Raw genomic sequence first — 13086 nt, 5'->3', positions numbered from 1 at the left:
CTCAGTGGTAGTCCACGATTTCAACATCGTCCGCGCCGGCATCCGACCAGCGGAAACACACCCGCCACTGGTCGTTGATGCGAATGCTGTACTGCCCGAGCCGGTCGCCCTTGAGCGCCTCCAGCCGGTTGCCGGGCGGCACTCGCAGATCGTCCAGACGCCCGGCGCGGTTCAGCATCGCCAGCTTGCGCATGGCGACGGCCTCGATGTTCACGAAACGCCGCACGCGATCACCGTCGAACAGGCTTTCGGTGTCGCGGCACTTGAATGAATTGATCGCCATGGCAGGCATGGTAACGCCGCGCGTTACTAACGAGCAATGTTAGCCAGCCGAACGGCGCCCGCCACCCTGGCTCGCCGCCCTGTACCATGCCTGCAGGCTGGGCGATCAGTCCGGTAGGGCAGACAAGGCCGCGCCGCTGCCTACCCTACACGCTCAGCCATCAGAGACTTTGCACAGTCCTGCACTTGGGAAAGCCAGAACAGCCCCAGAACTGCTGCCCGGCCTTCGCGCCGGACTTCACCGTGCGAATCACCAGCAGGCTGCCGCACTTGGGGCATTTGCGCTCGGCGGTGGGGTCGCTGCGGCGCTTGAGGTTTTGCACGTGCTCGCGGTGGGTGGCCAGCGTCGGCGCCCAGCGGCTTTCCTGCAGGGCGCGCAGCAGCGCATACACCTCGGCCTCGCTGAATACCGGCTGGCGGAACGACTTGATGTAACGGATGAACCCGGCACCCTCGGTCACGTTGACCGGCATCTCCGTTTTGAAGGTACTGCCGCCGACGAAGGTGATGACCGAGTGCAGGTGCTCCGGCGCAATGCCGAGCGTGGCCTCCAGCGCCTTGAGGTGCTTGTAGTTCTGCCGCAGCGGGTTCTGGAACTTGAAGCTCTTCTTGTAGAACTTCTGCGTCCACTGCGCCTGGTGCTCGCCGCCGAAGATCCAGCCGCCCATGTTCTTGGTTTCCAGCACGAAGATGCCGAAGCGCGAGAGGAACACATGGTCGATCTGCGTCGTACCGTCCGGGGTCGGGAGCGTCACGTTGTGCAGGCGGCGATAGGTCTGCTTGTCCAGTTGCCAGTGCGCGAACAGGCGAACCAGCAACTCGCCGATATGCCCCTTTGCCCAGGGCGACTTCAGGAGGCCGAGCAAGAACATCAGCGGCACGAGCCAGATGGCCACTTTCAAGACCTGGGCGATGATTGGTGTGAAATCCACTTTCTAATTCTCCAACTGCGATGGGGTTGGGCTTTGGGGTGGTGGGTGAGGGGACCGTTGAAATTGGTAGACAAGGCTGCGCCGTTGTCTACGCTACGCACTGGTTTATAAAACTTCAGGTTATGGAATGACAATCAACGATTACTTGCTTTTTGTAACCCCGGCAGTGGGGTTGACTGGCGTACTCGCAGGTGCCTTGATTCAGGCGCGCCTTGCTCGTAGGAATAAGGAAAAAGAGCATCTTCATGATCTGCAGAGTAAAGCCTATGTCGATTTCCTAAGCTCAGTGTCAAACGTTGCTGTAGCCCAGAGGCTTGGTGATAGAGCTGTTGTCTCCAGTAGTCTGGCTGCATTGGCGGATGCGAAGTCGAGAATTTGCGTATATGGCTCTGCTGAGGTTGTTAAACAGCTTGCGATATTCATTCGGGCTGGGGCAACGCTACAGACAGAGAGCGAGATACTGGCATTTACGAGGCTATGTTTGGCCATGCGCCTCGCTGCAGGGATGAAGCGATTTGATGTGCAGTCTACGGATATATCGCAGGTGCTATTTAGTCTAGAAGTTAAAGACTGTCCGACTCCACGAAGGGAGATGGCCTAAGAGCGGTCAGTAGGGTGAGTAGCTCGCGTAGCGATTACCCACTGTTGGCATCGGTAGACAAGGCTGCGCCGTTGTCTACCCTACTTGCTGGGGCAGTTCCCACGCGGGAGCGTGGGAACCATCAAAATGTTCTTGGTTTCCAGCACGAAGATGCCGAAGCGCGAGAGGAACACATGGTCGATCTGCGTCGTGCCGTCCGGGGTCGGCAGCGTCACGTTGTGCAGGCGGCGATAGGTCTGCTTGTCCAGTTGCCAGTGTGCGAACAGGCGAACCAGCAGTTCGCCGATATACCCCTTTGCCCAGGGCGACTTCAGGAGGCCGAGCAAGAACATCAGCGGCACGAGCCAGATGGCTGCTTTCCAGACCTGGGCGATGATGGGTGTGAAATCCAATTTCTAATTCTCCAACTGCGATGGGGTGGGGCTTTGGGGTGGTGGGTGAGGGGACCGTTGAAATTGGTAGACAAGGCTGCGCCGTTGTCTACGCTACGCGCTGGTTTATAAAATTTCAGGTTATGGAATGACGATCAACGATTACTTGCTTTTTGTAACCCCGGCAGTGGGGTTGACTGGCGTACTCGCAGGAGCATTGATTCAGGCGCGCCTTGCTCGTAGGAACAAGGAAAAAGAGCATCTTCATGAAATGGCCTAAGAGCGGTCAGTGGTAACTTGCGCAGCGATTACCCACTGTTGGTATCGGTAGACAAGGCTGCGCCGTTGTCTACCCTGCTTGCTGCAATGCTTCGTTATGTGGTCAGCTTTCTAAGCTGTGTATCAACCATCTCAATAAATTCCGCTCTGCTGTCAAAGTAATTAGGAGCATCTATTTTGCTTTCAACATAATCATATAGGTGGCCGCTGCCAAATAGGTCATTCAGTTTGCAGTCTTGTTCTTTTGCAAAGTCTTTAATTGCTCTTCTTATGTGGAATGATGCTGGGAATCTTTCTAAGGCTGGACTTTGTGTATGTAGGCTTCTCTTTACGTCAGATATCTGACTTTGCAGCTCTGACATCATGGTTAGTATCATTTTGTCTGTGGAGACTATGTCTTCGCTAAGATTGGCGACTTGAAACTTTCCGAAGTTTTTAAGGAAGGTTGAGTGCTCTGGATCATCTACCGACTTCTGGTAGGTCGCCTTAACCTTCTCGGCCAGCTTTTCTTTGAATAGGACAATTTTAGAAAATCTCAGGTCTCTTGGGTATCCGACATGCTCAATTATTCCTGTATCGAATGAATAATCTGTTTTGTCATCTTTGACAATTACTGTGGGCTTGTCAAATGCTAATCGCATTCCCAGCTCAAACATAACATTTGGATTTTTACCACTGACATCGCATACAACGATGTCGGCGCTGTATACGTTTTGAACTATCCTCTTCTGGATTACGCCCGACTCATCAGAGTCACTGACTAGGCTAACAGTGAAACTATGTTCTTGAATGGACTCTACTGCCTCGGTGATGACTGCCTTAACTTCTCCCCAGTGCTCGGCAGAGCAACCATCGATTGATGATATGGGCATAATTAATCCGCATTTTAGTTTTTCTTTGTTTGGCACTTAAATACTCTCCAATATCAATTGTGTGTGACTATTTGTATTAGTAATACAATAGGGGTGCCTCTAAAAACTTCGTTTTTCAGCGCTGGATGATGTCTAACTTATTGATTTGTTATGGTCGATGCAGGTCGGCATCTCAATTTTTTGGGGTTTTTAGAGGTGCCCTCTAGCCCGTGGGTTTCGCGGTCATGTCGAATGTGGTGGAGCGTTATAACCACGGGCAGCAGGCTCAGGCAAGTCCAATGTGCTATCACTCCAACGATCCCAGCTGAAGCCGTGATTGACTGCCCGCGTTCTTATCTCTAAGGTTCCCCTGCTGCCGCCAAATCGGCAGCCTGGGCTTGGCGGCCCGGTTATCTCGGGCGGACACGACCGCCGTTAGAGCGGTTTTTTTATGTCCGCAGCATGGCTACACCCGTTATGGGCGGGCCGTGTGTGGGGAGCCTTTGTGCTCCGCCTGCCCTGAGACAGGTCCGCCAACCCGCACGGTTCCGCTCACCCATCTTGGCGGATGGGCGAGTGGATCGACTGACAACTCTCAGGATCCACACCATGAAAGCCATCGCACCTGCTGTAACCCCGGTCCTTGTCGAACTGGCCAACGGCCAACCGACCACCACCAGCCTCGATATCGCTGCCCGCTTCGGCAAGCTGCACAAAGACGTGCTGCGGCGGATCAAAAGCCTGGATTGCTCGCCTGAGTTCGCACAGCGCAATTTTGCGCCGTGTACTCGTCCCGGCGCGAACAACAAGCCGGAACCGTACTTCCGCCTGACCCGCGATGGTTTCACCTTCCTGTGCATGGGCTTCACCGGCAAGGAAGCGGCGAAGTGGAAGGAGGCGTACATCAATGCCTTCAACGAGATGGAGCGCGCCTTGATCGGTGCGGCGGTGAATCCGGGCACGGTGGCCACCTCCGCCGAACCCATCCACCTCACCTACAACGACCGCCCGTTCCGCATCGTCCCCGAGGGCGCGGCGCTGTGGTTCGTCGCCGTCGATGTGGCCCGCGCCCTGGACATGCGCGACGGCCACTGCCTCACCCGCCATCTGCGCAGCGAGCACAAGGCGCAGCGGCAGGTCGGCCACCGTCGCCTCGGCCTGATCGACCGGCCCGGACTGGAGCTGGCCCTGCATCACGCCAGCCCGGCGCGGGCCGAACCGTTGCGGCTGTGGCTGGAGGCGGCGCTGGAGCAGTTCGTGTCCGGCGCACCGGCACCGCGTGCGTTGCCGGGCGGGTTGTCCGGCGAGCAGCAGGGCGCGCTCAAGGCGCTGGTGGCGGCGCGCATCGAGGCGTTGCCCGAACTGGAACGGGGCAGGGCGGCGACGCGCTGCTGGTCGGCGCTCAAGTCCAGGTTCGGCTGCGGCTACAAGGAGATCGCCCCGGAGCGGTTCACCGAGGCGGTGAGTCTGGTGGCGCGTATCGTACTGGAGGGCGAGCTGCTGGAGCCGGAGGCGCCGAAGGTGGTGGGCCGCCTCGACATCGATTACCCCATCGAGGACTGGAAGGCCCGTAACCCACAGCAGTTCCGCCACGACAACCCGAACAGCCCGGATCTGGTGGTCGGCTATGGGGATCTGCTGTCGAGCGACTATTCCCCCTGCTGCGACCTGCTGGACAAGCTGCACAACGCCGGATACTGCGTCGATGGCGCCTTCTACGAGCTGCGCTCCTATCAGAACCTGATGCTCCAGATGGACATGGCCATCCGGCTGATGGTCGGCAATGCGCGCCAGGCAATAGAAGGCTTCGAGCAGGATCGTCGGCGCCTCCAGAAATTCGTTGGCGTAAAGGGGCACAAGATATGATTTCCCCGCGCACGCGGGGATGAACCGGTCAGGTCGGCCTCCGTCGCCGGCAGCGAGGGAATTTCCCCGCGTACGCGGGGATGAACCGACGCCCTGGCCGAATTCGCCGCCGGCCGCCTGCCGTTCCCCGCACCCGCGGGGATGCTCCTTTGAGAACATTTCCATGCCCGCCGTCACCCGCCTGGGCGATCGGTGCACCGGGCACGGAGCCTTTCCACCGCGCCCGTCCGTCGCTGCCAGCCCGAACGTATTCGTCAGCGGTATCGCCGCCCACCGCTAGGGCGATGCCTGTGACATCCATTGCGACCTGTCGTCCTGTCATGCCGGCGTGCTGGCCCAGAGCAGCATGACGGTCTTCGCCAACGGCTTGCCGCTCGGCCGCATCGGCGATCCGGTCGACTGCGGATCGACCGTGGCTGAAAGTTTGCCCGACGTCTTCGCCGGATGATCGATTCATGGCCAGCCCATGGGCCCATCGACGACTTCGACCCACCAGCCCGCCCCGTGCGGGCTTTTTCATGCCCGGAGTTCCGCATGACCATCAATGCCAGCGACGTGAAGTTGCTCAAATCCCAGCGCCTGACCGACGAGGCCGACGGCGGCGGGCGCGCCACCGGCACCCCCGTGGTCGACGGCGAGGTCAACAACCTGTTCCCCGACATCAGCCGCCTCGACCGCACCCTGGGCCGGATCAACCTGCGCAAGGGCTTCGCCGGGGTTCTGACCGACAACGCCGACGCCTACCTGGGCGCCCACTGCATCCTCACCCAGGCCCCGGCCGATCCGCGTGTCTCGGTGCTGCTGTTCAATTCCGGCAGCCAGACCGACGAGCGCGACGACGCCCGGAGCGCCATCGAGAACTACGTGGTGCCGGCCACCGCCGCGTCCTTCGAGCTGCTCGGCAACCAGCTCGCCGGCCAGCGCTCGATCGCCGGCGTGCAGCGCGAGGAGCACCGCCTCCCGGAAATCGGCGAGGTCTACCAGCTGGTCAACGGCACTACCAGCAGCCAGTACGTGCGCCTCGTCAGCGTCGAGGCCACGCTGGAGAACTTCATCTACGAATACTCGTCCGGCCAGTTCCTGACTCTGCCGCGCCGGCGCCTGCAGCTGGGCATCGGCTCGGCGCTGCTGGCCACCTATCCGGGCGGCAGCGTCAACCCGGCCGGCACCACCGCCACCAACGCCGCCAGCCAGGCCAAGGCCACGGTGCTGTCCACCCAGGTGGCCGATGCGGCGAAGTACTACGGCATCAGCCCGCTGGCCGAGGCCGTGGCCCAGGGCGACCTGACCCTCAGGGTCGAGTCGGTCTACGCCGCCCTGGTGCCCAGCACCAACAAGGAAACCGCGCTGCTCGACCAGCTGGCCGGCTACAGCCGCCGCCAGTACCTGGCCTGCGGCGCCGCCCGTTCGCCGTCGCTGACTTTCGCCCAGGTGGTCAGCGGCCAGTCGCGCTCCTTCCTCGGCACCGGCGCGCTGCCCGGCTCGATCACCCTGACCATCAACGGCGGGGTCTATGCCGACGACAAGAAAGGCGGCTTCGCCTTCGTCAGCGGCAGCAACACCTTCAGCAAGATCGCCATCGACTACGCCACCGGGCAGATCGACGCCTACAAGACCACCGCCTACACCGGCTCGGCCAGCGTCACCTACACCCCGGCCGCCGCGGTGACCGGCGAAACCGTCACCGGCGAGATCCCCGTCGACCTGTCCAGTCGCGGCTACGTCTACACCCTGGACCTGGCCAACGCCAAGCCCAAGCCCGGCACCCTGACGGTCAGCTTCCTGGCCCTCGGCAACTGGCAGGAGCTGAGCGACGCCGGCAACGGCGAGCTGAGCGGGCAGGGCAGCGGCAGCATCGACTTCGCCAGCGGCAGCGTGTCGATCACCCTGGCGGCGCTGCCGGACGTCGGCTCGTCGGTCCTCTACAGCTACGTCGGCGACAACGCCGAGGCCTACACCCAGCGCACCGGGGCCAGCGTGGCGGCCAAGGCGCGCATCCGCCACCGTCTGCCCCACGACGGCATCCAGCCGGGCAGCCTGACCGCCACCTATCTGGTCGGCGGAGTGACCAAGACCATCACCGACACCGGCGCCGGCACCCTGAGCGGGCAGGCCAGCGGCACCATCGTCTACGCCACCGGCGAGCTGGACATGGAGCTGACCGCCACCCCGGACAGCGGCAGCGCCATCAGCTACAGCTACCAGCAGGGCAGCGTCGCCGATAACGTGCTCAGCGTGACCCCGGATGCCGCCGGCACCGTGTCCGGCACCATCCCCGGCGCGCCGCTGCAGCCGGGCAGTGTGCAGATGAGCTGGTCGGTGCTGCAGCGCCAGGCCGTGCCCTCGTCGGCCACCGAGTCGACCTACGAGGAAACCCTGGTCCTCGACCGCGCGGTGGCCGACAACGGCAGCGGCGGCTGGGTCGGCGTGACCGGCACCCTCGACTACGCCACCGGCGCCTTCACCCTGCGCGTCGAGGAGAGCTACGACTACAAGGAGTACACCTACAAGCAGACCGGTGGCTGGCCCTTCACCTCGACCGAGCTGGAGAGCACCACCACCAGCCTGCAGGAGCAGTACGGCGGCACCCTGGTGACCCGCGCCCAGCCGGCCGGGGTCAGCTACGGCGCGCAGACCGACAGCCAGACCGCACCGCAGCTGGCCTTCGACCTGCTGCCCGAGATCGCCGAGCCCATCGTGCCGGGCTCCTTGATCCTGGCCTGGGGCGGTGACACCTACGTCGACCGCGACGGTGTGCTCTACAAGGGCATCAGCAGCAGCACCAACGCCGGCAGCGCGGTCGGCGCCGTCGACTACGCCGGCGGCACCGCCACCCTGAGCAGCTACCCGAGCGGCAAGACGGCGAGCATCGACGTGCAGGGCTGCCTGACCAGCAACTCGGGCTTTGCCGTGGTCGACGCCACCTTCCGCACCCCCGGCGCGCCGCTGCGCCCGGCCAGCCTGCAGCTGACCGCGGTGCGCACCGACACCGCCGAAGTGGTCACCGCCACCGCGGACACCAACGGCACCTTCGCCGGCCCGGTGATCTGGGGCTCGGTGGACGTGGAAACCGGCATCGTCCGCCTGAAGTTCACCGCGGACCCGGACGACACCAGCGGGGCGAGCGACATTCCGGTGATCCCGGCGCTGCTGCGCTACAACGCCGTGCTCTACAGCAGCCTGCCGCTGAATGCCGAGCTGATCGGCCTGGACCCGGTGCGCCTGCCGGCCGACGGCCGGGTGCCGATCTACCGCGAGGGCGACGTGCTGGTGATCCAGCACACGGCCGAGACGGTGATCGCCAGCCCGGTGGCCGGCGCCACGGAAACCCTGGCGAGAGCGCAGCAGGCCGCCATCGAGGTGGTGGATGCCGCCGGCATCGCCCTGGACCCGGCGCAGTACACGGCCGACCGCGAGCTGGGCACCGTCACCTGGGCCAACCCGCTGATCCTGCAGGACGTGGACACCAACCCGCTCGCCCTGCCGCTGACCATCCGCGACCGGGTCGAGCACATGGCGGTATGCAGCGAGGTGCAGATTTCCGGTGCGCTGAGCATCGGCGCGCCGCTGCCCTGGGACCTGCCGGCCGGCGAGACGCAGGTGTCCAGCGCGGTGGCCTGGGGCGACCTGCAGGCCCGCCTGCACACCTGGTACACCCAGAAGACCTGGAACAGCGGCGCCCCGAACTGGACCGACAGCCCCAGCGGCGACAGCACCACCAGCAACTACAACAGCCTCAACTACCCGCCGGTGGCGACCAACAAGGGCGCCATCGCCGGCAAGTGGGCCATCGTCTTCACCTCGGCCACGGCGTTCAACGTGGTCGAGGAAAAGCTCGGGGTGATCACCACCGGCAGCACCGGCAGCGACTGCGCGCCAACCAACCCGGCGACCAACGCGCCGTACTTCACCATCCTCGCCGCCGGCTGGGGTTCGGGCTGGGCGGCCGGCAACGCCGTGCGCTTCGACACCGATTCATGCCTCGGCCCGCTGTGGATCGTGCGCACCGTGCTGAGCGGGCAGGGCTCGGTCGAGGATGACCAATTTCGGATTCAGATCAGGGGGGATGCGGACTGATGGCAATCACGGTCTATTCGAGTCTGGACACCGGCGCCCCGGCGCTTCCGAGCACCGCCGGCCAGCGCTTCATCGACAACCTGAAGCTGATCTTCAAGGCCTGCCTGGTCGATGGCTACGGCAGCAAGCCGGCGGCTGGCTGGACGGTCGGGCACGATCATGCCGACGGTTTCAGCCTGAGCAACGGCGAGGGGTACATCAACTTCGTCAGCGTGTCGAACAATGCGGTTGCCATCTATCTGATGGAAACCCTCACCAGTGGTAGCGCGGCGCTGGGGGTCGGCGACAACCGGCGTTCTGGTCCCTGGTACGAGGGGCAAGCTGATACGGGGCGGCACTATCACTCCAGTTCCTATTTCACCTCGACGACAGTCAACAAGCATTGGTGCCTGGTGGCCGACAATCGGACAGTCACCTTTCAATGGTTCGGTAGCCAGGCGAATGTTGATCAGGGCACGTCCTACGGCGGCCTGCTGCATTTCGGCGCCTACCTCCCGGCCTTCGGCGGGAGCGGCTTCTGTGCGCTCGGGGGGAGCACGGGCAGTGGCGGCACCGCGCAGATGTTTGCTTCGACTGGCGCCACGCCGGGCACCATGCTGCGCAACCCCTTCGATGGCACCGTGGCACAGGGGGCTGCGCCGGGATACCGGGGCGGCGTGGTGGTTGAGACCGCCAATGCCTCCCTGCTGAACAAGTCCCGTCTGTCTCCCCTGGTGCTGCGCCCGATACGGGCTTCCCTGATGGGGCGGGGGGCAGGTATCAGCGGGAGTACCGCTGCCAACAGTGACGCACATTGCGGCCTGTTGCGCGGCCTGATCGCCGAACCCAGCCTGTCCGATGTCTACCTGTCGAAAGTGCTGGCTGTGCTGGGCATCGGCAGCCCCGTCTGGCAAGACAAGCTCCGCCCGCTCACCTTGCCGAACGGCAAGCAGTGGGTGCCAGCGTACTATTCAGCGGCCGATCTGGGTGCCTTCGTCTCCCTGGATTCGGCCGATTGGGAGTAGCCGATGATCGTCGCCCCGCAAGTCCTGATTGCCTTGCCGCAGACCGCGGCGCGGCGAATCGTGACGGTCCGGCTCACCCGCGACGGTGAGCAGACGACAACCCTGAAAGTCTGCCGGCTGCTGGGCACGGACATGACCCTGCTGGCCGTGTTCGGCACTGCTTACCAGAGCAGCCAGACGTTTCTCGCTTCGGCCGTCGACGGCGAGCGATTTCTGTTCGCCCTCGACGAGGTTTCTCCCAAACGTGCGGCGGCCCGCTATCCGGTGATCAGTGAGGACGCCACCTTCAATATCGACCTCAACGACGGCAGCGGCAGCGCGGCCGGCAGTCCGGCCACGCTGCAGGCCCGCGTGCGGGTCGACGGGCTCGACGCCGCACGCGAAGTCCTCGCCGTCGAGCGGCAGACCGACGGCGTCTGGCGCATCGCCGGCAACCTGCGCACGGCCGAGGGCGCGCTGGACCTGCGCGTCACCGGCGGCGCCGTCTACGCCCTGGCCATCGACGACTACGGCACCCTCTACCAGCCGAACCTCGCCGTGGCGGTGGACGACGTGATCCGCCCGACCCTGTTCAAGGGCTGGCTCTACCGCATCACCCAGGCCGGCACTCTGCCGGCGACCGAACCGGCCTGGTGGGACGGCAACACCGCCGGCCCGCAGGACCTCGGCAGCGCCCGCGCCGAGGTGGTGCGCTACCACCGGCCCCTGGCCCACGGGCCGATTACCGTCGAGACGACCTGATGCTCATAGCCGATATCGGCGCCGGATGGCGCCGCGCCCGCGCGTCCGGCGATCCCGTGACCGAAACGCCCTGGAGCCGGACGCCGGTGCGCAATCGGGCGCTGACCGGCGCCTGGCAAGCCGGCCAGCCCCGCGAGCGGGACAGCGCCACGCCCTGGAGCGCCATCCCGGCCCGCGATCCGTCCGCCTGGCTGCCCTGGGGCGAGGCGCCGCCGGCCGAAAGCCGGTCGGCCAGCGCCTGGAATGCCGTACCGCCACGCGACCACGCCGCCGCCGGCGGCTGGGACAGAAGCATCCGCCCGCACGAGGTGCGCCTGCGCCTGCTCTACAACCCGAAGCCGGCCCGCAAGGATCTAGGCACGGCCCAGGCCTTCCAGCGCTGCGACGAGTTCGGCCCGCGCGTCGATGCCGCCGAGGCGCTGCGCCGCAGCGTCTACCTGCCCGGCACGCGGCCGCTGGCCTTCGACTTCGCCAGCGAGCGCTACAGCCCGGGCAGCGCGCCCGAGGTGTTTTTCGACTTCCTCTACGTCGCGCCGACGCGGGCCATCCAGCCGGTGGACAGCGATAGCGCCGACCGCTGGCAGTCGGCCCGCCGCCTGGACCTACGCCGTGCCCTGCGCTGGGGGCCGGGCCAGCCGCAAGACCCGACCGGCGTCGGCATCGCCTACCCGGACTATGGCGGCCCGGTGATCGCCATCGACCCGGCCGTCGAGCCCGACATCCTGGAGACCTACATGATCGCCAATAGCGTGCAGCTGGTGGTGCTGCCCGAGCGCACCCCGCTGGAGGCCACCGGCCTCAGCGTCGGCCGCGACATCGACGCCTACAGCTGGCAATTCAGCGCCCAGCTGCTCGGCCGCACCTCGCTCAATCTGGTGCGCCCGGACGCCGGCGGCCCGAAGAGCGTCGAGCTGACCATCAACGGCCACGTCTGGGTGTTCCTGATCGAGCGCTACAGCAGCCAGGGCAAGTTCCCGGCCGAGCGCTTCACCATCGGCGGCGTGTCCCGCACCCAACTGCTCGCCGAACCCTATGCACCCAGGCGCTCGGCGGTCAACGCCGTGGACATCAACGCCCAGCAGGTCGCCGCCGACCAGCTGACCGACACCGGCTTCACCCTGAGCTGGGACAGTGCCAACCAGTACCCGCCGGACTGGACGATTCCGGCCGGCGCCTTCAGCTATCAGGAACAGACCGCCCTGCAGGTGATCGCCCGCGTCGCCGAGGCGGTCGGCGCCGTGGTCAGGCCGGCCCGCGACAGCGACGCCCTGAGCGTGATCCCGCGCTACCGGGCCGCGCCCTGGGCCTGGGCCGGCGAAGTGATGGAGCGGATCATCCCGGCCGAGATCGTCGGCGAGTGGGGCAGCGAATGGAGCCCGCAGCCGGTGTGGAACAGCTGCTACGTCAGCGGCACCACCCATGGTGTGGCCGTCGACGTGCGCCGCGCCGGAACCGCCGGCGACGCACCGGCGCCGGACGTCTACGACGAGCTGATCACCGGCACCGAGGCGGCTCGCGCCCGCGGCATCGCCGAACTGGCGAAAGGCGGCAACCAGGAGATCGTCACCCTCGATCTGCCTCTGTTCCCCGAGGCGACCGCTCCGTGCCTGATCGAGCCGGCCATGCTCTGCGAGGTACGCGACATCGACGGCACCTGGCGCGGCTTGTGCCTGGCCACCGAGATCGGCGCCGAAGGCGTGGGCGCGGCCCGCGTCACCCAGACCGTGCGCTTGGAGCGGCACCACTGAGAAGCGACATGGACATCACCAGCCCCCGAAAGGAGTTTATCGGTCTGCTGCTTGGCGGTATTAATCCGGCAATACGAAAGCACAAATAAGGCCGATACCAGTATCGGCATATATCCTTGATTTTCAAGGAGAAACTAAAATACAGAAAGTGCCCTATTGTATTGCCGGATTAATATCTGCGCCGTCGGTAACGGATTCCGAGTGATCTGCGTTAGCCGTTTCCTGTTCGGTGGTGTCCGCGCCGTCGGTAACGGATTCCGAGTGATCTGCGTTAGCCGTTTCCTGTTCGGTGGTGTCCGCGCCGTCGGTAACGGATTCCGAGTGATCTGCGTTA

Annotated in this window: 12 protein-coding genes and 2 pseudogenes; 9 read left to right on the top strand and 5 right to left on the bottom strand. The window is 64.3% G+C overall.

Annotated elements, in window-relative coordinates; all coding sequences use genetic code 11:
- Position 1: 1 nt before the first annotated feature.
- Together EV691_RS01290 and EV691_RS01285 are read right to left on the bottom strand one after the other, a co-directional pair.
- Positions 2-283 carry a type II toxin-antitoxin system RelE/ParE family toxin gene (locus tag EV691_RS01290; protein ID WP_090620123.1) on the bottom strand — a complete coding sequence of 94 codons (282 nt, stop codon included), beginning with the start codon at positions 281-283 and terminating at the stop codon, positions 2-4.
- A gap of 160 nt (positions 284-443) precedes the next feature.
- Positions 444-1214 (bottom strand): nuclease-related domain-containing protein, encoded by a 771-nt coding sequence (locus EV691_RS01285; RefSeq protein ID WP_131297865.1) that lies wholly within the window; start codon positions 1212-1214, stop codon positions 444-446.
- 127 nt (positions 1215-1341) lie between these two features.
- Here EV691_RS01285 and EV691_RS01280 point away from each other — a divergent pair, with 127 nt between their 5' ends.
- Positions 1342-1815 carry a hypothetical protein gene (locus tag EV691_RS01280; protein WP_207390166.1) on the top strand — a complete coding sequence of 158 codons (474 nt, stop codon included), beginning with the start codon at positions 1342-1344 and terminating at the stop codon, positions 1813-1815.
- A gap of 125 nt (positions 1816-1940) precedes the next feature.
- Here the strand turns inward: EV691_RS01280 and EV691_RS01275 are convergent.
- A pseudogene (locus EV691_RS01275) lies at positions 1941-2207 on the bottom strand (nuclease-related domain-containing protein); the annotation flags it as partial.
- A gap of 127 nt (positions 2208-2334) precedes the next feature.
- Between EV691_RS01275 and EV691_RS24090 the strand changes: the two are divergent.
- The gene (locus tag EV691_RS24090) at positions 2335-2466 is read left to right on the top strand and encodes a hypothetical protein (RefSeq protein ID WP_278250224.1); all 132 of its coding nucleotides are present in this window, start codon (positions 2335-2337) and stop codon (positions 2464-2466) included.
- Positions 2467-2560: 94 nt separating this feature from the next.
- Here EV691_RS24090 and EV691_RS01270 read toward each other — a convergent pair whose 3' ends face one another.
- Complete coding sequence (locus EV691_RS01270) at positions 2561-3373, bottom strand: TIR domain-containing protein (protein WP_131297866.1); 813 nt, start codon at positions 3371-3373, stop codon at positions 2561-2563.
- Positions 3374-3925: 552 nt separating this feature from the next.
- Here EV691_RS01270 and EV691_RS24175 point away from each other — a divergent pair.
- The 7 genes and pseudogenes from EV691_RS24175 to EV691_RS01240 all read left to right on the top strand — a co-directional run.
- Positions 3926-4255 (top strand): annotated as a pseudogene (locus EV691_RS24175) (Rha family transcriptional regulator); the annotation flags it as partial.
- Positions 4238-5182, top strand: coding sequence for a BRO family protein (locus EV691_RS01265; protein ID WP_341352482.1), 945 nt, complete (start codon positions 4238-4240; stop codon positions 5180-5182). The pseudogene EV691_RS24175 and the gene EV691_RS01265, both read left to right, overlap by 18 nt.
- Before the next feature lie 295 nt (positions 5183-5477).
- Positions 5478-5630 carry a PAAR domain-containing protein gene (locus EV691_RS23550; protein WP_157731503.1) on the top strand — a complete coding sequence of 51 codons (153 nt, stop codon included), beginning with the start codon at positions 5478-5480 and terminating at the stop codon, positions 5628-5630.
- A gap of 86 nt (positions 5631-5716) precedes the next feature.
- A complete protein-coding gene (locus tag EV691_RS01255; protein WP_131297867.1) occupies positions 5717-9259 on the top strand; it encodes a hypothetical protein in 3543 nt (1180 codons plus the stop codon).
- Positions 9259-10263, top strand: coding sequence for a hypothetical protein (locus EV691_RS01250; protein WP_131297868.1), 1005 nt, complete (start codon positions 9259-9261; stop codon positions 10261-10263). Before EV691_RS01255 ends, EV691_RS01250 begins: the two co-directional genes overlap by 1 nt.
- A 3-nt stretch (positions 10264-10266) precedes the next feature.
- Positions 10267-11004 (top strand): hypothetical protein, encoded by a 738-nt coding sequence (locus tag EV691_RS01245; RefSeq protein WP_131297869.1) that lies wholly within the window; start codon positions 10267-10269, stop codon positions 11002-11004.
- The gene (locus EV691_RS01240; RefSeq protein WP_131297870.1) at positions 11004-12752 is read left to right on the top strand and encodes a hypothetical protein; all 1749 of its coding nucleotides are present in this window, start codon (positions 11004-11006) and stop codon (positions 12750-12752) included. Before EV691_RS01245 ends, EV691_RS01240 begins: the two co-directional genes overlap by 1 nt.
- 153 nt (positions 12753-12905) lie before the next feature.
- On the opposite strand, the gene EV691_RS23545 is transcribed toward EV691_RS01240, so the two are convergent.
- Positions 12906-13086 (bottom strand): hypothetical protein (locus EV691_RS23545; RefSeq protein ID WP_207901101.1); only part of this gene is annotated, 181 nt, incomplete at its 5' end.

This window comes from Azotobacter chroococcum, from assembly GCF_004339665.1.
In the GTDB taxonomy this organism is placed as follows: Bacteria; Pseudomonadota; Gammaproteobacteria; order Pseudomonadales; family Pseudomonadaceae; genus Azotobacter; species Azotobacter chroococcum.
The sequence above is the reverse complement of the archived record's forward strand: the minus strand, read 5'-3'. Positions and strand labels throughout refer to the sequence as shown.